Annotated in this window: 14 protein-coding genes and 2 tRNA genes; 4 read left to right on the top strand and 12 right to left on the bottom strand. The window is 60.1% G+C overall.

Annotated elements, in window-relative coordinates; translation table 11 throughout:
* Positions 1-6 precede the first annotated feature (6 nt).
* The 9 genes from pepN to AAE484_RS15300 form a co-directional block, all read right to left on the bottom strand.
* Positions 7-2,688: an aminopeptidase N gene (pepN, locus tag AAE484_RS15340; RefSeq protein WP_341939301.1), complete on the bottom strand. Its 2,682-nt coding sequence runs from the start codon at positions 2,686-2,688 to the stop codon at positions 7-9.
* A 257-nt stretch (positions 2,689-2,945) separates the two neighbouring features.
* Positions 2,946-3,206 (bottom strand): YeaC family protein, encoded by a 261-nt coding sequence (locus AAE484_RS15335; RefSeq protein ID WP_341939300.1) that lies wholly within the window; start codon positions 3,204-3,206, stop codon positions 2,946-2,948.
* A 281-nt stretch (positions 3,207-3,487) separates the two neighbouring features.
* Positions 3,488-4,363, bottom strand: coding sequence for a rhomboid family intramembrane serine protease (locus AAE484_RS15330; protein ID WP_341939299.1), 876 nt, complete (start codon positions 4,361-4,363; stop codon positions 3,488-3,490).
* 35 nt (positions 4,364-4,398) lie between these two features.
* Complete coding sequence (locus AAE484_RS15325) at positions 4,399-5,379, bottom strand: metallophosphoesterase (protein WP_341939298.1); 981 nt, start codon at positions 5,377-5,379, stop codon at positions 4,399-4,401.
* Entirely contained in the window at positions 5,380-6,276 is an 897-nt protein-coding gene (locus AAE484_RS15320; protein WP_341939297.1) for an NAD(+) kinase, read from the bottom strand.
* A gap of 128 nt (positions 6,277-6,404) precedes the next feature.
* On the bottom strand, positions 6,405-7,541 hold the full coding sequence (locus AAE484_RS15315) for a cyclic nucleotide-binding domain-containing protein (protein WP_341939296.1): 1,137 nt from the start codon (positions 7,539-7,541) through the stop codon (positions 6,405-6,407).
* Positions 7,542-7,651: 110 nt separating this feature from the next.
* Positions 7,652-8,998 (bottom strand): hypothetical protein, encoded by a 1,347-nt coding sequence (locus AAE484_RS15310; protein ID WP_341939295.1) that lies wholly within the window; start codon positions 8,996-8,998, stop codon positions 7,652-7,654.
* A gap of 1,062 nt (positions 8,999-10,060) precedes the next feature.
* Positions 10,061-10,137: transfer RNA gene (locus AAE484_RS15305), tRNA-Asp, on the bottom strand.
* Positions 10,138-10,180: 43 nt separating this feature from the next.
* Positions 10,181-10,256: transfer RNA gene (locus AAE484_RS15300), tRNA-Val, on the bottom strand.
* 202 nt (positions 10,257-10,458) lie between these two features.
* On the opposite strand from AAE484_RS15300, the gene AAE484_RS15295 reads away from it, so the two are divergent.
* From AAE484_RS15295 to trmA, 3 genes are read left to right on the top strand one after another with little or no spacing between them, the layout of a single operon-like run.
* Positions 10,459-11,988, top strand: a complete 1,530-nt coding sequence (locus tag AAE484_RS15295; protein WP_341939294.1) for a two-component system sensor histidine kinase NtrB — start codon at positions 10,459-10,461, stop codon at positions 11,986-11,988.
* Positions 11,989-11,991: 3 nt separating this feature from the next.
* Positions 11,992-12,756: a hypothetical protein gene (locus AAE484_RS15290; RefSeq protein WP_341939293.1), complete on the top strand. Its 765-nt coding sequence runs from the start codon at positions 11,992-11,994 to the stop codon at positions 12,754-12,756.
* Between the two features lie 44 nt (positions 12,757-12,800).
* Positions 12,801-13,889: a tRNA (uridine(54)-C5)-methyltransferase TrmA gene (gene trmA / locus AAE484_RS15285; RefSeq protein WP_341939314.1), complete on the top strand. Its 1,089-nt coding sequence runs from the start codon at positions 12,801-12,803 to the stop codon at positions 13,887-13,889.
* Here trmA and AAE484_RS15280 read toward each other — a convergent pair whose 3' ends face one another.
* Both AAE484_RS15280 and rmuC read right to left on the bottom strand, forming a co-directional pair.
* A complete protein-coding gene (locus AAE484_RS15280) occupies positions 13,890-14,351 on the bottom strand; it encodes a DUF2489 domain-containing protein (protein WP_341939292.1) in 462 nt (153 codons plus the stop codon). It abuts the gene before it with no gap.
* 75 nt (positions 14,352-14,426) lie between these two features.
* Positions 14,427-16,016 (bottom strand): DNA recombination protein RmuC, encoded by a 1,590-nt coding sequence (gene rmuC, locus AAE484_RS15275; protein ID WP_341939291.1) that lies wholly within the window; start codon positions 16,014-16,016, stop codon positions 14,427-14,429.
* A gap of 449 nt (positions 16,017-16,465) precedes the next feature.
* Between rmuC and murI the strand changes: the two genes are divergently transcribed.
* On the top strand, positions 16,466-17,323 hold the full coding sequence (murI, locus tag AAE484_RS15270; protein ID WP_341939289.1) for a glutamate racemase: 858 nt from the start codon (positions 16,466-16,468) through the stop codon (positions 17,321-17,323).
* On the opposite strand, the gene AAE484_RS15265 is transcribed toward murI, so the two are convergent.
* The gene (locus tag AAE484_RS15265; protein ID WP_341939288.1) at positions 17,263-19,872 is read right to left on the bottom strand and encodes a bifunctional diguanylate cyclase/phosphodiesterase; all 2,610 of its coding nucleotides are present in this window, start codon (positions 19,870-19,872) and stop codon (positions 17,263-17,265) included. The genes murI and AAE484_RS15265 overlap by 61 nt on opposite strands.
* Between the last annotated feature and the right edge of the window lie 46 nt (positions 19,873-19,918).

Here is a 19,918-nt window from a genome sequence, read left to right as displayed (position 1 = left end):
CGTCCTTTACGCCAAACTCTTACTCACCACCTCGTACACATCCTTCGACAACTTCGGCTCGGCTTTGATGCGCTCAAGCTGCAGGTGCATCTGTTTGCGTTGCTCTTCGGGGTACTTGCGCCAGCGGGTGAGCGGCGTCAACAAACGCGCGGCTATCTGCGGGTTGGTGCGGTTGAGCCGCAGGATGTGGTCGGCCAGAAAGCCGTAGCCCTCGCCCGAGGGCACGTGGAAGTTGATCGCATTGGCATTGGCAAAGGCCGCGACCAGGGCGCGGATTTTGTTGGGGTTGTTGCGATCAAACGCCGGATGTTTTTCCAGGGCCCGGACTTTTTCCAGCGCATCCGACTGTTTGGTGGTGGACTGCACTCGCAGCCATTGATCGACCACCAGCGGCTCGTCTTCCCAGCGTTCGTAGAAGTCCGCCAGCGCCCATTCGCGTTTGGCCTGGGCTTCCGGTGCGGTGCTTTCCACCAGTTGGGTCAGGGCCGAGAGCGCATCGGTCATGTTGTTGGCGTCGCGGTACTGTTGCTCGCAGGCTTCGATGATGGCCGGCTCGTTAAGCAGCATCAGGTAACCCAGCGCCATGTTTTTCAGGCTGCGATCGGCAATGTCATCGGCCGACGGCTTATAGGGTTTGCTGTGATCGTACTGCTGGTAGATGGGCCGCAGGTCTTCGGCCAACGCTTTGGCCAGAGCCACACGTACGGCTTCACGGCTGTGGTGAATGGCCTCCACCTGAATTTCATCGGCCTGCTCGCCCAGATAGGCTTCCGAGGGCAGGCTGAGCATCAGCGCGACCATGGCCTTGTCGAGCGATTCGTCCTGCAGCAGACGGCGGTAGGCGTCGATCAGGCGCTGGTCGATTTCCACCGAACCCAGATCCTCGCCACGGTTGTAGGCGGCCATCACATCGTCAATCACCTGCGCGGCCAGTTGCTGGCTCGCGTCCCAGCGACAGAAGCCGTCGCTGTCCTGGCTCATCAACAGCATCAGGTCATCGCGACTGTAGTCGTACTTCAGTTTGACCGGCGCGGAAAAGTCGCGCAGCAGTGAAGGCACGGGTTTTTCGGGCAGCCCCTCAAACACAAAGGTCTGCTCCGGTTCGGTCAGTTCGAGCACCTGGTGGGTGTTGTCGCCGGTTTCCGGGTTGGGCTCTTCGCCTTTGAGCTTCAGTGGCAGAGAACCAGCGCTGCCCAGCAGCCCCATGGCGACGGGAATGTGGAACGGCTTTTTGGTGTCGCTCTCCGGCGTGGGCGGGCAGCTTTGCTTGATGGTCAGGTGATATTCGCCCGCCGCTTCGTCGTAATGGTCGGTCACCTCCAGGCGCGGGGTGCCGGCCTGGGAGTACCAATTTTTAAATTGGGTCAGATCGCGGCCGGAGGCATCTTCCAGGGCCGCGACAAAATCTTCGGTGGTGACCGCTTCGCCGTCGTGCCGATCAAAATAGAGGTCGGTGCCCTTGCGGAACAATTCGGGCCCCAACAGGTTGGCCAGCATGCGGACGATCTCGCAGCCCTTGATGTAAATGGTGAGGGTGTAGAAGTTGGAGATCTCGATGTAGGAGTCGGGCCGTACCGGGTGCGCCATCGGGCCGTCGTCTTCGGAAAATTGCGCGGTGCGCAGCACGGAAACGTCTTCCACCCGCTTGACCGTGGGCGAGCCCATGTCGGCGGAGAAGGTGGCATCCCGGTAGACGGTAAACCCTTCTTTGAGGCTCAGCTGGAACCAGTCGCGGCAGGTGACGCGGTTGCCGGACCAGTTGTGAAAATATTCGTGCGCGACCACGCTTTCCACCCGCTGAAAGCCGGCGTCGGTCGTGGTTTCCTGTTTGGCCAGCACGCAGGAGGTATTGAAAATATTCAGGCCCTTGTTTTCCATGGCGCCCATATTGAAATCATCCACGGCGACGACCATGAAGATGTCGAGGTCGTATTCCCGCCCGTAGGTGTCTTCGTCCCAGCGCATGGCATTTTTGAGCGAAAGCATGGCGTGATCGCATTTGTCGATATCTTTGCCTTCGACAAAAATACGCAGGGTGACTTCGCGGCCGGATTGGGTGACGAATTTGTCTTCAATGTGCTCCAGGTCGCCAGCGACCACGGCGAAGAGGTAGGCGGGTTTTTTGAACGGATCGTGCCAGGTGGCAAAATGCCGGCCTTTTTCAGCATCGCCCTGCTCAATCAGGTTGCCGTTGGAGAGCAGTGTCGGGAAGCGCTTTTTGTCGGCAACGATGGTGGTGGTAAATTCGCTCATCACGTCGGGGCGATCGAGGTACCAGGTGATTTTACGGAAGCCCTCGGCTTCACACTGGGTGCAGTAGAGGTTGCGGGATTTGTACAGGCCGTCCAGTGCTGTGTTGTTCTTCGGGTCGATTTCGCCGACGGTTTCCAGCTCGAATTGCTCGGGCGGGTTGCGCAGAGTGAGCCCTTCGTCGTCGAGGCGGTATTGGTCTTTGTCCAGCGGCTTGCCGTCGATGGCGACGGAGATGAGTTTGATTTCCTGGCCGTGGAGGGTGAGTTCGGCTTCGCCTCCGCTGATGTCGGGGTTGCGTCGCAGTTTGAGGGTGCCGGTGACCCGGGTGTTGTGGTCTTCCAGATCGATTGTCAGGTGGGTCTGGTCGATGAGGTATTCGGGCGGTTGGTAGTCTTTGAGCTGTATGGCTCTGGGTTGTGCGTCGCGTGCGGACATGGTGTCGTGCTCCATCGAATGAATTTGATTGCTGCTTGCGTATCTTTCTAGCGTGTTCTTTTCTGGGTCCGGGCCGCTTCGGGGTAAAGGCATCCCGGACACGGCGTGAACCCATCCCTGGGGCCTCTCCACCGACATCCTGTCGGTGACGGTCCGGGATGCCTTTACCCCAAATCGGCCCTCCGTGGTTGGCTGAACGTTTGGGGTCCTTTAGATAGCCTGCAAAGACTCTAAAGTGTGCCCGTTTAGAGTGAACGTCAGCGCCACTTTACGGGTTGTTCGGCGTCGGCTACTTCGCCTTCTCCGCCACAGTGGGTGTGGGGTTTGGGGGGGATGTAGCCGGTGCGCTCTTCCGGGGCGATGTTCTGGTGTTCGTAGGCGATGACCGCTTCGATGCACTGTTGCCGCTGTTCGGGGGTGAGTGCGCGGCCGTCGGGCCATTTGCCCAGTTCTACGGCGCTTTTGAGCCGGTTGTAGATGTCGGGTGTTAAGGACTTGAGTAAGTCTTGGTAGTTCATGACTTTTGCCTTGGTGTATTCAATCACTTGAGTATAACAAATGTACGTCGCCGCGAGGGGTTAACCTCGGGTGGTATCCGGTGGGCGGAGCCCACCCTACCGGAGCGATTGGGGCGCCGTCGTGTGGCCTATTGGTGGGCGGAGCTCACCCTACCGGAGCGGTTGGGGCGTTGTCGTGTGGCTTTTTGGTGGGCGGAGCCCACCCTACGGGTGGATTTGGTGCCATCCGTAGGGTGGGCTTTGCCCACCGAAAGAGCGGTAGGGTGGGCTCTGCCCACCAACTAGGCTCTGGAGGCTTTGCCGTAGGTGCCCAGGATGGCCCAGGCCATGCCGGCGAGCAGACCGCCGACGTGGGCGCCGTTGGCGACTGAGCCCTGGATGAACTGGTCTACGATGCCGGTGAGGCAGAGGATCAGCCAGACGAGCATGAAGCCGATGATGCCCGGGGGCACGGCGAGTACGGGGTGCGGGGCGAATTTCTGGCGCATCCAGAGGTAGCCGATGAGGGCGTAGACGACGCCGGACATGCCGCCGAAGACCGAGGGGCCGCCGGCGAATTGGGAAAAGTTGGCGGCGATGGCGGTCACGGCGACGAACAGGAGGTAGTGTTGCCAGCCGAGCACGGCTTCCAGGCGGCGGCCGAGTTCCCAGATCCAGAGGCCATTGAACAGGATGTGGAAGACGCCGAAGTGCAGAAAGGCGGGGGTGAGCAGGCGCCAGACTTCGCCCCGCCCCAGGGCCTCGGTCCAGGAGCCGAATTGTGCTCCCTGATAGGACATCTCTGTGGGCTGGAAGGTGAGCCAGGGGATGAGGTCGGCGCCGACGATGCGCATGCCGATCAGGGCGCCGATGGCGCTCAGTACCAGCAGGGCGATGGTGGCCGGGAACTGGGTCGCACTGGGTGTTCCGGGGTGCGCCCGGCGGCCGCGTGGGCCTGTTTCGCCCTCGGTGCTGGCCTCGGGTATTTCAAATTCACCGGCGAGCCAACGGTCGGTCAATTCGGCCATCGGTTCCACCAAGGCAGGGTCCTGCACCCAGATCTGTTGATGGGCACCCTCTTCGGTGATGCGGTGCACCAGGCCGCGCTGGTGCAGAAAACGGCTGAGTTGGCTCAGGTCCCGATGGACCGGCAGTTGTTTTACAGGTATCCAGTTCACTGACTCTCACTTGTGGTTGTTGCAAACAATACGGGTTATGGATCGACATAACTCCAGACAAATTTTTCCGGCATCAGTTGCCTTTCGTCGTCCAGGCGGTAGGCCACCAGACGGCCGAACTTCACCGCGCTGTAGTCCAGGCAGGCGATATTGGAGGCGATGGGCTCGGGAGAACCCTTGAGCCAGTAGTGGCCGACAAACAGCAGCTTTTCCGCCGGACCGTAGGTGACCATTTCTTCCCGATGCTCCGGCTCGATCGGCTTGCGGGCCACGCCCTCGGGTAAGGGGTCGGGCTGAAACAGCAACTCTCCGTAGGTACTGGCATCGGGTGCCCAGAATTTGGTGCGGAAGTTCTGGCGCTCTACGCCGTCGCTGGAGACAATGCTCATGCCCTCCGGCAGTGGCAGGTCAACACCGCTGGTGAGCCGCTGCTTGGTTCGGGCCGCCAGAGTTCCGCGCTGGGCGGACTCTACCAGAAATTGTCGATCGAAATGGCCGCCGCCGCAGCGGGCCCGGTGCCGTTCGATCAACTCCGCGTCCCAGCAGGCGTGAACCACGCGAAAATGCGGCCATTCGATGAACAGTGGCAGGCGCTGAAACCAGTCCAGGTAATCGGCCCACTCGGTCGGGTGATCGGCGAACTGCTCCAGGGTTTCGGCCATCTGCCGGGCGTTGCGCGGGGTGTGCGGGCGCAGGTAGTCACGTTCGAACTCCGGGGGCGCCGGGGTGCAATAGGCCAGAGCGTTGAATTCGTGGTTACCCAGTATCATCCGCGCGGCCCCGGAGTCCACCATGGCGCGCACAATCGCCAAAGCCTCGCGAATGCGCGGCCCGCGATCGATGATGTCGCCCAGAAAGACCGCCTGGCGCTCCGGGTGCCAGTAGCCCTGGTCACTGCGGCGGTAGTGCATTTTTTCCAGCAGGCGCGCCAGGGTTTCGCCACAACCGTGAACGTCCCCGATAATATCGTAGCCTTTAAAGCGACGGCCTTGCGGTACTGCCTCACTGCTCATCATTCAGTCCAGCAGATGTCCGCCCCACCCCAACTTGGAGCGGCAGCGCTCATAGAAATTGTGGTTGCGCGGGTGAATCAGCGTCAGCTCCTGGGGCTTTTTGGTGATGATCACTTCGTCGCCCGGATGGGTCATGAAGTGAATCTGGCCATCGCAGGTAACCTGAGGATTGGTGGTGTTGTTCTCACCCAGAAGAATCTTGATCTCGCTATCGCCCGGAACCACCATCGGACGGCTACTGAGGGTATGCGGGTTCATGGGCACCAGCCCGATGGCATCCAGCCGTGGATGCAGAATGGGCCCGCCGCCGCTCAGGGCGTAGGCCGTGGAGCCGGTGGGGGTCGACACGATCATGCCATCGGAGCGTTGACTGGTGACGAAGTGCCCATCGATGTGCAACTCAAATTCGAGCATGCGGATGAACTCGCCGGGGTGCAGTACGACATCGTTGAGCGCATTGCCGCCACTGACCATCTGCCCGCGGTGCATGACTTTCATTTCCAGCAAAAAGCGCTTTTCGGCCACATAGTCACCGGCGAGCACTTCGGCCACCTTCTCCTCGATGTCTTCCGGGGTGATGTCGGTGAGAAACCCCAGGCGACCGCGGTTGATGCCCAGCAGCGGCACGCCGCTGTCCACCAGTGCTCGGGCCCCGTTGAGCATACTGCCGTCACCCCCGACCACCATGGCCAGGTCGCAGTGGGAGCCGAGCTGCTCAAGGGTGACCACCTGCGCCGCCTCCTTGGCCATCAATTCGTCGGTCAACAACTCGGCGGTGGCATCTTCCAGCACAAACGCCCGCCCCTGGCTCTGCAGAAAGCGGATTAGTCGCTTCAGGGAGTAAACGGCGCGCTCACTGTTCTGGCGGACGATCAGGCCAATAGTGGCGAATTCAGACATTGAGACTCTCTCTCATAGTGCGTTGATGACGGGCGAGGCCCTTCTGCGAGTATACCGAAGGTCTACCGCGATGGGGGCACTCGGGGAAAGATGGAATGAAGATGAAATAGAGGAAAGAGAGAGACCGGCTAGCGTCTCTCCGGTTGTGGGCGCCCCTCGCGCAACACCTGGGGGGCATTGTGCACGAGTTCATCGCGCCATTCGGGGTCGGTGAACAGGCGCGGGCAATCGGCCAGTGAGCGCGCCCGGTAACCCTGCTGACGCAGCAAATGGGCGGTGGCGCGGCTGCGCCGGCCGGTGTCGCAATAGCACAGGTATTCCACCGGATCGGCCAGCAACCGGGATTTGATGGCCAACAGGCTCAGCGGGATGTTGGCCGCTTCGGGCAGGTGGCGCTCGCTGTATTCCTCTTCGCTGCGGGTATCGAGCAGTACCGCCCCACGTTGACGCGCCGCGTTCAATTCGCTGATCGGTACCGAGGGCACTTCCGGCTCTTTCAACAAATGATAAAAGTCCTGCTTGTCGAGCACCATCAACACCCCGTCAGTGCGCATCTTTACCCGGGCATTGCGGGGCGCATCGTTCACCAGGGCGTCCTCCCCGAAACACCGGCCCGGTCCAATATCGGCCAGGTGGGTCCAGTGACCGTCATTGTGACGGTCCACGGAGGCTTCACCCTCCTTGATGAAGTAACAGCAATCGCCAATTTCCCCCTGGCGGATCACGGTGTCACCGGCATGCACCACGCGCGCCTCAAGCCGGTAAAAAATCTGCTCCACATTGAGCGGCGGCACTTTGAAAAACAGGTTGGAGCGAAGCACTGTGGTCATCCAGCCAATGTCTTCATCGAGATCGCGCTGCCGAGAGATGTTCAGTTGGAGGTAATCCGACACCTGACTCCAGGTCAACAGCTGGTCCAGGCGTTCGCTGTCGATGCGCAGCAGGCTAACGTCGGTCTCGGCGATGGCGGTCACCTGCCTGGGCTGGACGTGGGCGAGCGGCATCAGGGTCGAACGGCCCTTGACCTGCTCTTCACCCGAGTCCGACTGGAGAATCACATCGCCATGCAATAGATAGAGGTGTTGCCGATCGTAGTCTCCGGCTTCGAACAGTGTCTGCCCGGCAAAGAACACCTCGGCCTGACTGTTTGCCAGCAGATCCAGCAAGTGGCTTTCGCTCATGTCTTTCAGGGGGACCAGCGAGCGGGTGAGAGCCAGATCGAATTCCATCGCCGGGGAGGCTTCTGCGGGCTGCGATAACAACATGGGTTGCGTTCCTTTCTATGACTCAAGCTATGACTCAACGGGCTATGACTCAGCGGGCGGCGAGCGACCTGATTATTGTGGTTTATAAGAAATATTGTGCGCCATTTGCGCTATTGTGCCAAGCGTTGGTTGACCACCATCTGATGCTGCGAGCACCGGTCGCTTTCGCCCGGATGAAAGTCCGCCGGGCGGGCCACCTGGGGCAGCGGATGGCCGCAGGGCTTGCCCTCCTCATCCTGAGCGCCGCACTCGGGCCGCCGGGAGTGTTTCAGCCAGCGCTTGTACAGCTCCGTTCCGACGCCGGCGGTGTTGGCGGCAAAGGCGTCCGGGTCATCCAGATAGGCGGACATCTGTGACACCGGCACCGTCAGCTGGCCCACGCCGGGATGGAAGGCCACAAAACTGATGCCGGCCTGATCCAGCCGGTCGAGCAGTTGACCGCCTCCCTGCCCCATCAGTTTCTGGTTTTCCTGCCGCAGTCGGGCGATTTCCTCTTTCAGGTTGCTCTCTTGCTGGTGCCGGTAGAACAGCTCCATTTCGCGCATTTCCAGGCGCTCCTCCAGCTCGGAGGTGGCACTCTGGACCCGAGCTTCGAGCTCCATTTCGTAGTTTTCCTGCAGTGCCTGCAGCTGGAGGTTTTCGTCCTGGTGGGCCGCGCGCAGTTTGTGCCCGAAGTATTCGCGCATGCCCTCGATTTTCTGCACCTGGGCGTCAAAATTCTCTTTGAGCGTGTCCAGCTTCCGGCTCAGTTCGCTCTTCTGTTCCTGCAGCTGGCGCACCTTGTCCCGGTAGGCCTGCAGCCGCTGCTGGTGTTCATGCTGAAGGGCGTCGACCTTGCGGGCCTGTTCGCTGGAGAGGGTGGCAATGCGCAGCCGCTGCTCCTTGAGCATGCGGGCCATGCGGTCGCGCATTTCCTGGGAGTAGTGTTCGTGCAGCTCACGCTTCAGGCGTTGAGTGGACAGTCTGTCGGGCTCCGGCTCTCTGGCCCCCGACACGTCGCTCTCCTCCGGTTCCTGCACCACCAACCCCAGACGGTTGCGGCGGACGGCCTTGCGCATCAGCACAAAGCTGTTGCGTCCGGGCTCCATCTGCGGGTCCCAGAGCTGGTTCTGCAGCCAGCCGACCGGACACTGGCTGAAACACACCAGCCTGATCGGCCCCGCCCCGAGATCGGGGCCTCGCGAGGCCTGCTGCAGGAGCTGCTCGACCGGCAGATTCCAGCGGGGGTCCGCCATGCCCCGTTCGTCAAAGTCGATGACAAAAAAGACCAGGGCCGAGAGGTTGAGTTGACCGTCAATGGTGGCATAGACGGCCTTGGCCGTGGTGCCGGCGTATTCGGGAACGGGCACAAAGCCATCCAGAATCGCTTCGAATTCCGGGTACCGCATTTCCCGGGCGAGGGTGTCGCCGGAAAACAGAAAAACGGCTTCGGTGTGCTCAGGGGGTCGGCTGGACATAATTAGGACCGGCAGATTGCAACGTATCGGTATCAGTTAACGCCAAAAAGCGCTGACACTCAAGCATTTCGGAGGATTATGACGCCTGATCGGCACCAACTCTGTGATGTAGTCGGCAGAATGTGGGGTTGGTGCGAAAGTGAGGGGTATTTCGGAGGGTAGAATTCAGGATTTTCGAAAAACGGGGCTCAGAGGTCTGAGTAGTCCTCTGCGCCATCGTCTTCGGTAAATTCCACGCTCAGTTCGAGCAGGTCTTCAAGATAGTCTTCCACGGTGTTTCTCCTGTGGCTGGTTGGGTTTGAAAGAAAGAGTCCTTTCCCTGCGCCGATCCGTCATAGTGACGATAGCGCGGGAATGTGACAGCCTGATGATACAGACCGCCATGTTTGAATTTTGTTCAACCCCGCGTGCCCAACCTATCCGTAGGGTGCGGTAAGCGACAGCGCACCCACCTTTGCGTCACGTCCGGCCCGCTCAGGGGTAAGGTCTTCCGCACCCCGTAGAACCCGCCGTGGGGTCTCGTAGGTCTGGTCGGTCCGACGTTTCGGAGCGACAGCGCACCTGACAAATAGGGTATCCATCACCAAGCTGTTTCTGGAGGGATAGTCTCTACAAGGCTCGAGGACCGATTTGGGGTGGACCGTTCCAAGACCGTCAACCGCGGGACTAGTGTTGACGAGTTACAGGGATGTACTCGCCACGTGTCTTGGAACGGTCCAGCCCGAAGCGGGCCGGACGTGAAGCTGCGGCATCACGTCCGGAAAAGGTGGGTGCGCTATCGCTTACCGCACCCTACGGGGAGTTACATCAGAATTTGGAGGCGGTTTCTTACAGGCATAAAAAAAGCCCCAACGTTGTGGGGCTTTTTTCGTAATATGGCGGACCGGACGGGAATCATGAATGCCATCCCTGGCATTCACCCTGCGGGCAGCCTTCGGCTGTGCCAATCCGTTCCCGACGGATTAGTCGAACCCTGAGGTTCGAGCCCCGTCCGCACCCGGGCCACGGCGGCTTTTTACGGGCATAAAAAAAGCCCCAGCGATGTGGGGCTTTTTCGTAATATGGCGGACCGGACGGGACTCGAACCCGCGACCTCCGGCGTGACAGGCCGGCATTCTAACCAGCTGAACTACCGATCCGCGTTACCTCTGGCGAGGGGCTTTCTCCAACTCTTGAAAGAGATGGTGGGTGGTACAGGAGTCGAACCTGTGACCTACGCCTTGTAAGGGCGCCGCTCTACCAACTGAGCTAACCACCCTCGCCATGGGCTGCGCATTCTACCGAATTCCCCTCGGGTGTCAAACACTTTTAAACCAATCGAACAAAAAAAGCCAAGATATTGATTGTTGGGCATTTTTTGATCATATCGGCATTCGGGATTAGAGTTTCCCACCCGCTGGCGCTAGACTATGAAGCGCGGGATATATCCGCCACCTCTTCGACCACAATGGGAGCCACCGGTGAGCCGAGATCACGATTGCACAAGCGGCCGGCGCGGCGGGCCTTCCCTGCCGGCGCTACTGGCACTGTGTCTGTGCTCACCCCCCGCCTGGGCGCAGAACGGCGATGCCCGCTGGCCCCTGCTGGTCTGGATTGCGATTGCCATCTTTCTGGTGTTCCAGACACTGCTGATCATCGGGCTGCAACGCAGCCGCCTGAACAATAAGCGGGCGCGCAAGGCATTGAAACAGACCCAGCGGGAGCTGGAGCAGCGGATTGTGGAGCGGACCGAGAGCCTGAACCAGATCAATAACCAGCTTCAGGATGAAGTCGGCCAGCACCAGGCCACCGAGATACTGCTGCGCGAAACCCAGGATTACCTGCACAGCATCATCAACTCCATGCCCTCCATCCTGATCGGCGTGACCCCCGATGGCACCGTCACCCACTGGAACACCGCCGCCGAACTCAGTACCGGCCTGACGCCGGACCAGGCGCTGGGCAAGCCGCTCAATCAGGTTTACCCGCGCCTGCCCATCTCCATGGACACTGTCAATCGCACCATCCGAAGTGGTGTGCCCTACGTCAACGAAAACATTCAGGAAGGCCACGGCAGTGACGCCCACTACACCGACCTGAGCATCTACCCGCTGATTGCAGTGCAGGCCATTGGGGCGGTGATCCGCATGGATGACATCACCAAACGCGTGCGCATTGAAAACATGATGATCCAGAACGAAAAAATGATGTCACTGGGCGAGCTGGCGGCGGGCATGGCGCACGAGATCAACAACCCGCTGAGCACGGTACTGCATGGCGTTCAGAACATCGGGCGGCGCCTGTCACCGGATCTGGCGCAAAACCGGGCCGCCGCGCAGGAGCTGGACCTGGAACTGGGCAAAATCAATGAGTACCTGGACCGGCGGCAGGTGTCCCACTTCCTGACCGATATCCGCGAAGCCGGTGAGCGCTCAATGCATATCGTCAGCAATATGCTGGAGTTCTCGCGCGGCAGCAGCCGGGTGCACGATCATTTTGATCTGCTCAGGATTGTGCAGCACAGCCTCGAGCTGACCGACAACACTCTGAACCTGCAAACGGCCGGCAGCCGACGCCGGCCGGGCGTGATCACCGAACTCGCCCCTTCGATTCCGCCAGTGCTGGGCTCGGCGGCGGAGATCCAGCAGGTCATTCTCAATCTGCTGCGCAATGCCGTTCAGGCGTTTCACAGTGAAGAGTCGGACCGCGACCCGGTCATCAGCCTCAGAGCCTATGCCGAACCCAACAGCGCCGTGCTGGAGATCGAAGACAACGGCCCCGGCATGAAAGAAGAGGTACGGCGTCACATTTTTGAACCTTTCTTCACTACCAAGGAGGTCGGCCAGGGCACGGGGCTGGGATTATCTGTATCCTATTTCATCATCACCGAACACCACTCCGGGACCATTGAGGTCGACTCAGTGCCCGGTGAGGGAACACGCTTTATCATCCGACTGCCTCTGGCCCGGCGCACCGAATCGGGCTCCGAGGCGACCAACCCGGGATATTGATTTATGAGCATCGCAAGTCAACGGCTATTCCGCCCTATCCAGCGCATGGCGCTGCCCATTATCACTGCCGCCTTATTGGCGGCCTGCGCCAGTCCGGAAATCGCTCCTCCGACGGATGACGAGCTGAACCGGGTCTCTATGGGGCTGCTGGAAAACGCCGTGTACACCGATAGCATTCTGCGCGAGTGCAGCCGGGTCGGACCCGAGGCCAAGGCCTACGGCGCGGACCTGCGGGAGGTGTGGCAGAGTCTGCACGGCGATGCACTGAGGGGCGCTGACGAGCAATACCAACGCTACCTGCAGGCCGGAGTGGTCGAGTATCGAGGCCGCACGTTGGCGCTCAATGCCATCCACTTTGCCCATGAGCACCAGGGCCGGGCGCGCGAGGAGCTGCGCCTGAACACCCGCAGTGATACCAACCAGCGGATTGTGTGCGAACGCCGACTGGAGGAACTGGAGCAGACCATCGACACCCGGGATTACATTGACTCCGAACGCGACCAGCTGGCCCTGGCACAGCTGCGAGAGGCTTCAACCGGCGAGCTCGCACTGAGCGACGTCCCCACTCTGGCCGGCGGCGTGCCTCTGGAGCAGGACCCCGGACGCAGCTACCGCGAGGTCGAGGCGAAGGCCAAGGAGCAATGCACAGGACAATCTGAACTGGTGGTCATTCACACCGACTGGCCCTACGAGGCCTATGGCGCCTTTTGCCAGGATGAACCACGCGCCTTTATCGAGTGTGAGTGGGGGCAGTGCCGAGAGCGTTGAACACTGTTACAATCGCGCCCTTTTCATCCGGCGGCGTTGTGACTATGGCCATTCACCAGGTATTTCCCGAGCAGTACGAGCCACAGCTCGAGCAGAAACTGGCACAATTGAAGCGGGATTTTGCCCGTTTTACCCTGCCTGAGATCGAGGTGTTCCGGTCGCCGCCGGAGCACTATCGACTGCGCGCCGAGTTCAAAATCTGGCATGAAGGCGACCGCGCCGATTACGCCATGTATCAACCGGGGGAATACAAAAAACCCTTCCTGATTGAAGACTTCCCCGTTGCCTCCCGACTGATCAACGACCTGATGGGGCCACTCCTGTCAGAACTGAACGCCGACCCGGTGTTGCGCCACAAGCTCTTTCAGGTCGAATTTCTGACCACCCTCTCGGGCGAGGCCCTGATCACCCTGCTCTACCATAAACGGCTGGATGAGCAATGGGAGGAAAAAGCCCGCCCCCTGAAGGAGCGCCTGAACGTTGACCTCATCGGGCGCAGCCGCAAGCAGAAAGTGGTGATGGACCGGGATTACGTGATCGAGAAACTGCAGGTGGGTGAGCAGACCTTTCAATACCAGCAGGTGGAAACCGGCTTTACCCAGCCCAACGGCCGTGTCTGCGAGAAGATGTTGACCTGGGCCGTGGAGCACAGCCGTGAGTTTGGCGGCGACCTGCTGGAGCTCTACTGCGGCAATGGCAATTTCACCCTGCCCCTGGCGCAGAACTTTCGACAGGTGCTGGCCACCGAGCTGGCCAAGAGTTCACTGGCCTCGGCCGAGTACAATCAACGATTGAATGGGGTCGAGAACCTGACCCTGGTACGAATGTCGAGTGAGGATTTTGCCCAGGCACTGGACAAGGTCCGCCCCTTTCGCCGGCTACGCCATGTGGATCTGGACAGCTTCGAGTTCAGCACGATCTTTGTCGACCCGCCCCGGGCCGGGCTCGACCCGCACACGACGCGCATCACTCAGCGCTTCGACAACATTCTGTACGTCTCCTGTAACCCTGACACCCTCAGGCACAACCTCGACAGCATTACCCAGACGCACCGCATCAAGCACTTCGCCGTGTTCGACCAGTTCCCCTACACCCACCACCTGGAGTGTGGTGTGGTGCTACAGCGGAAATAATCAGAAACGGCGGCCACGAATTCGCTGGGCCGCTTCCACCACCGCCTTTTCGTAAAACTGCTCCTGGGTGCTCCGATCCCGGTTGTACTCCAGCTTTTTCTTTTTGGGCAACTCTTTCCAGGCGTCCAGTATGGGAATGTGGCTGGTCGCCTCGGCCAGCTGATAAAAAGCCGCAAACTCCTCACGCACCGAGTCCTCTACCGACATACTGTCGAGCAACACGCTGATGCGGATACTCGCCTCGGTCAGCGACAGATCGTCGGACCCGACCGATTGCGCCAATATCTGGATGCTCTTGTTGAGCCGTTCCCGCTGGGCGTCACTGTCGGCCTGCTGCTGTTGCGCCACAGCCTGGCGCGCCTGTTTCTGGAGATAGACCTTGTATTGCAGTACCGCCGCTACAACGGCGAGTGCCATGACAATAATCACGGCCAGAATGATCAATAGATTGGTCAGGGTCATACATCGTTCCTGTTTAATCGAAAATATTCAAAACGCGACTGATCAGTGTGTGAATCGTCAACATAAAGTGCGCGGCTATTCATTGTCGCCCCCTTGGCTCGAGGCCGCTTCGAGCTCGGCGCGACGCTCATCGACGTCGGGCGCTTCAGACTCTGAGGCCTCATCGCCCTCGTCGGCGTCTTCCACCCGGTCGCGGGCAATGGTCTTTTTGGTTTTGGCGCCCAGGCGCCGGATGTTGTCGACCCGCCGCAACAGATTGCCTTTGCCGGTCGACAACCTTTTGTGGGCGGTATCAAAGGCTTCCTGCGTTTTGCCGATATGCGCGCCCACGGTTTCCAGCGACTCGAGCAGCAATACAAACTGATCGTGCAGGCCACCGGCATCCCGGGCGATCCGCTCGGCGTTTTTGTTCTGCTTCTCGTAGCGCCAGATATTCTCCACCGTGCGCAGAATCGCCAACAGCGTGGTCGGGCTGGCCAGAATGATGTGTTTGTCGTAGGCGTCGCTATAGAGCTTGGGGTCCTGCTGCAGCGCGAGCATGAAAGCGGCTTCAATCGGTACAAAAATGAACACGAAGTCGAGGGCGCGCACGCCTTCGAGCCTTTCATAGTCTTTTACGCTCAGATTGCGGATATGGTTGCGTAGGGACTGAACATGCTGCGCCAGAAACTGATCGCGCTCGCTCTGGTCTTCACTGTTGCAGTACTTTTCATAGTCCACCAGTGAGACCTTGGCGTCGATGATGATGTCCTTGTTCTCCGGCAGACGCACGATCACATCGGGCATGCGCCGGCTGCCGTCGGCGCCGCTGAAGCTGACTTGGGTTTCGTATTCACGCCCTTTCTGCAGGCCCGACTGCTCCAGCAGCCGCTCCAGCACCACCTCGCCCCAGTTGCCCTGGGACTTGGTATTGCCCTTGAGCGCCTGCGCCAGGCTGACCGCATCCTGGCCGATCTTCTGGGCCTGTTTCTGCAGCTCCACGATCTGCCCGGCGAGGCGGCTGCGCTCGGAGTTTTCCTTTTCGTACACGTCCTCGACCTTGCGGCGAAACTCGGTCAGTTGCGACTTGAGTGGATCGATGGTGGTTTCGAGCAGATTTTTGCTGCTATTGGAGAACTGTTGCTGCTTGCTGTCGAAAATCCGGTTGGCCAGGTTTTCAAACTCGCCGGTCAGCTGCTTTTTGGCATCCTGCAGCAGTGCCAGTTGCTCTTCAAAGCGCTCGCGTTCCTGTCCCAGCCGGGTCTGCAGCTCGGTCACCTGGCCTCGCGCCTCGGACAATTGCTGCTCGCGCGCCCGCAGGTCCTCGTGCAGGCGGCTCTGGTATTGCACTTTCTCCCGCGCGGCCGCCAGTTCCTGCTGAACCTCGCTCAGGCGGGTGCGCAGTTGATCCGACTGCTGGCGAGCCTCGCGCAGCTGCTGACGCTGCTCCGTCAGCTGTTCGCCCGCATCGCTCAACTGTCGCTGCACCTGGAGCCGTTCATGCTGCAGGCGCGCTTCGGTCAGTGCCCAGTCGCCTTCCCGGCGCTGCAACTCATTTTCCAGCTCCCGGGTGCGGGCCGAGACCGCCTCGCGCACCCGTCCGCGGAACAGCAGCAGGGCCATCAGCAGGCCGAAGGAAAAACCACCGGCGGCGGTCAGGGGCAGTATCAGTTCAGTCAATTGCAAGTGTCGATTCCCATTTTCCGGTTTGCCCGCTTGTGTCGGGCCTCTTGTGTCAGGCCTCTTGTGTCCGGCCAAAGGGCAAAATACAATCTCGTTCCAACTAGTGTGCTGTAACACCCTATATGGACCTATCAGAGCCCCCCGAAAGTGTCAGGACAAGGCGCAGTGCGCAGGCAATGGCGGGCCCTTGTCAAGCACTGCAACGCCGTCATGGCGCTTTCGGGGGGCTCCCTTCGGGCGAGCCGCTGGCCGGCCATCTGCGGTGTTGCGCTTGTTTGAAAGGGAATGACCCTTCCGGCACAAGCGCGCCTTGCATCTGACCGGCCAGCGACTCGCTGATAGGTTCATATAGGGTGTTACAGCACACTAATTCTATCAAGGCCGGAGCCTTGTCTCATACGGCCCAAGGGTATGAGCCAGACCAGCCGCCTCAGTCAGCCGGAGAAACGCCAGTGCCAACCGATTCACACGATCGCAACCCGCGCGTCCTGGTGTTCGATTCGGGCGTGGGCGGCCTGAGTGTGGTGGCCGAAATCCAGCGCCAGCTCCCCGGTTGTGATCTGATTTACGCCTCCGACAATGCCGCCTTTCCCTACGGTACCAAAAGCGAGGCGACGCTGATCGAACGGGTCGATGTCGTCCTGCACCGGCTGCTGGCCCGGGAGGCGGTGGACATCATTGTGGTCGCCTGCAACAGTGCCAGCACCCTGGCTCTGCCGGCGATCCGGGCGCGCTTCAGCCAGCCCATCGTGGGCGTGGTGCCCGCCATCAAACCGGCAGCGGCTCTGTCCAGCACCCGGGTGATCGGCTTGCTCGCGACCCCCGGAACGATTGCGCGCCAGTATACACGGGATCTGATCCGCGAATTTGCCAGTGACTGCGAGGTGATTTCGTTGGGCTCTTCCGAACTGGTGCAGATGGCGGAGCAGCACCTGCGCGCTCAGCCGCTGGCGCCAGGCGCACTGGCGCGCATCCTGGCGCCGCTGCACAGCCACCCGCGCGGCGCCGAGATGGATACGCTGGTGTTGGCCTGCACCCACTTTCCGCTGTTGCGCCAGGAGCTGCGTGACGTGCTGGGAGAGACGGTGCGCCTGGTGGACTCGGGAGAGGCTATTGCCCGGCGCGTCCAGCACTGGTTGGCGACCCTGCCATTATCCGCCGGGGCGCGGCCTGTCCACCACGAAGCCTGGTTCACCCGGGATACGTCCGAGGTGCGGGCACTGGCGCCCGCGCTGGCGCGCTTTGGAATTCAGGATCTGTCGGTGGAGCCGGTCCCGTTTGCCGACTCGAACAACAGCTGCATCAACTGATCGGCCGGCATGGGGCGATGGAAATAATACCCCTGCGCATAATTGCAGCCGCAGCGGCGCAGAAACCGCAGCTGGGGCTCGGTTTCAACCCCCTCGACAATCACCTGATAGTTCAGACTGGCGGCCATCGCGACAATCAGCGAAGTGATGGCCCGGTCCTCCTCATCGTCAGGCAGATCCTGCACAAAGCTGCGATCGACTTTCAGACAATTCACGGGCAGGCGTTTGAGATAGCTCAGTGACGAATAGCCGGTGCCGAAGTCGTCAATGGCCAGCCCCACACCCAGCCCGCGAATGGCGTGCAGGTGCGCCAGTGCCACATCCGCATCGGCCATCAGGGTGCTCTCGGTCACTTCCAGCACCAGGCACTCGGGGTTGATCCCGCTGTCGGCAATTACCGCCTTGAAGTCAGAGACAAACTCACGATCGTTAAGCTGGCGCGCGGAGATGTTGATCGATACCCTAACCCCCTTGAGCTTTGCTTTCTGCAGGCAGCGGGCCTGTTGGCAGGCACTGCGCAGGACCCACTTGCCAATGGGCACGATCAGGCCGCAATTTTCCGCGATGGGAATGAATTGATCGGGCGGTATCAGGCCCCGCTCGGGATGATTCCAGCGAATGAGCGCCTCCGCTCCGATCACCTTTCCCGTACTCACATCAAGCTGGGGCTGGTAGTAGAGCTCAAACTCGTGCTCTTTCAGCGCGCGCCTCAACTCACGCTCCATTCTGATCCGGTGCTCCACCTGAAAATTCAATTCCGGGCGATAGAACTGGAAGATGTTGCGCCCCTGATACTTGGCCTGGTACATGGCCAGGTCGGCGTTTTTCATCAGGGTATCGATGTTTTCACTGTCATCCGGCGCCAGGGTAATGCCGATACTGGTTCCAACCACCACTTCCTGCGCCCCCAGATGAATCGGGTCGCGCAGGGTTTCTATGATTTTTCCGGCCACCACAGAGGCATACTGCCCTTCCCCGATGTGGCGCAGCAGCACGGCAAACTCATCGCCCCCCAGACGGGCAACCGAGTCCTCCTCGCGCAGACACAGACACAGCCGACGCGCCACCTCGACCAACAGCTTATCGCCCGCTTCGTGGCCCAGGCTGTCATTGATGTCCTTGAAGTGGTCCAGATCCAGATAGAGCAGCGCCACATGGTTGTTCTCGCGCATCGCGCTGTGCAGGGCGGTGCGCAGTTGCTCCTTGAATAACAGGCGGTTTTCCAGGCCGGTCAGCTGGTCGTAATAGGCGAGCTTTTCCATATCCTGAATACTGGTGTTGAGCCCGCTGAACAGCTCATTGATCTTGTCGAGCATCCGGTTGATGCCCTGCGCGAGTTGGCTGATTTCGTCATTGCCTTTCTCACTCACCCGCAGCGTCCAGTTATCCGAACCGATGCGACCGGTGAACTGGGCCAGCTTCAGAATCCGGTGGGTCACCAGCCATTTGAGCCCATAAAACAGGGCCACCACCAGAAACAACACCATGCCGAAGATATTTTTGTATATCACCGCCATGGTATCCCGGTATTTGGCGGCGATTGTGGATTCGGGGTAAAACAGGCTGACGTGCCAGTCCAGGTTGGGCATTTTGCGATAGGTGATCCGATGCGTCGTTCCCTCGAAATCGCGCGAGTACACCTGCCCCGGCTCCACCTCGTCATTGACCACCGACAACAGGTAGTCTTCCTGATTGGCATCGGCCCCGCCACGGAACAGCTCATAGTGGTCAAGCACGTCCTGCGGTCGCTCCGGGGGCTTGGAGCTTTGCAGTATCACCTCGCCGTCGGCGCTGAAAATGAACGCTTCGAGCCCATCAAAATCCGCTTCCAGCTGGTTAAGCTGCTCGAACAGAAACGCCATTTCCAGATCGGCCCCCATGACCCCAATAAACCGGTCATCGCGATACATCGGGACCAACAGGGACGTGGTCCAGGCATGAGAGTAGACGTCAAAATAGAGCGGGGTCCAGCAGGGTTCCCGCTCGGGATTGTTCTCCGGGGCCGCCTTGGTATAGAAAATCTCCCGGGTGACATCGTGATCCGGCCGGTGGCCGGCAACCAGGCTGGCGGGCCAGATCCGGCTGACCCGGTTCGGCGTGATGAAGTAGAAAGCCACAAACTGTGATTTGAGCAATGGCTCGATATTCAGCCAGGTGTTGTTGGTGTGATAGACAAAGCGTCGGGTCCACTGATCGATTTCCGTGTCCCGATGAACGAAAACGCCGGACTCTCCGAGGTAATTACGGTGCGCGCCATCGGGATCTTCATCCAGTGAAAACGCCAGAGGCACCGGCTCAGTCTCGCTGCGCTGTAGCGCCGCTTTCATCGAATCACGGGCCGCCACCAGCAATTGCTGTCGCTCAGCCATGGCCGTACCAATCCGGTCCCGATAGCGCCCACTGAGCGCGTCGAGCCTCTGATCATAGGATTGCTGTAGGCGTCGGTATTCCTCCGCCCCCTGCCACAGCCCGATCAACAATCCACTAAGCGCAACGAAAAACACCACGATCAGCAGCAGCTTGGTGTTGAGCGATTGTATCACTGGCATGCATCTACCTCAGGAGCGGCGAGCCGTGGAGCCGCTACCACGACCT

The sequence above is a fragment of the Marinimicrobium sp. C2-29 genome (genome assembly GCF_038419845.1).
GTDB lineage: Bacteria > Pseudomonadota > Gammaproteobacteria > Pseudomonadales > Cellvibrionaceae > Marinimicrobium.
This window is presented reverse-complemented; position numbering and strand designations above follow the sequence as displayed.

Coding starts and splice junctions, on each gene's coding strand:
- pepN (WP_341939301.1), bottom strand. CDS start 2,688: ATGTCCGCACGCGACGCACAACCCAGAGCCATACAGCTCAAAGACTAC.
- AAE484_RS15335 (WP_341939300.1), bottom strand. CDS start 3,206: ATGAACTACCAAGACTTACTCAAGTCCTTAACACCCGACATCTACAAC.
- AAE484_RS15325 (WP_341939298.1), bottom strand. CDS start 5,379: ATGATGAGCAGTGAGGCAGTACCGCAAGGCCGTCGCTTTAAAGGCTAC.
- AAE484_RS15320 (WP_341939297.1), bottom strand. CDS start 6,276: ATGTCTGAATTCGCCACTATTGGCCTGATCGTCCGCCAGAACAGTGAG.
- AAE484_RS15315 (WP_341939296.1), bottom strand. CDS start 7,541: ATGTTGTTATCGCAGCCCGCAGAAGCCTCCCCGGCGATGGAATTCGAT.
- AAE484_RS15310 (WP_341939295.1), bottom strand. CDS start 8,998: ATGTCCAGCCGACCCCCTGAGCACACCGAAGCCGTTTTTCTGTTTTCC.
- AAE484_RS15290 (WP_341939293.1), top strand. CDS start 11,992: ATGAGCATCGCAAGTCAACGGCTATTCCGCCCTATCCAGCGCATGGCG.
- trmA (WP_341939314.1), top strand. CDS start 12,801: ATGGCCATTCACCAGGTATTTCCCGAGCAGTACGAGCCACAGCTCGAG.
- AAE484_RS15280 (WP_341939292.1), bottom strand. CDS start 14,351: ATGACCCTGACCAATCTATTGATCATTCTGGCCGTGATTATTGTCATG.
- AAE484_RS15265 (WP_341939288.1), bottom strand. CDS start 19,872: ATGCCAGTGATACAATCGCTCAACACCAAGCTGCTGCTGATCGTGGTG.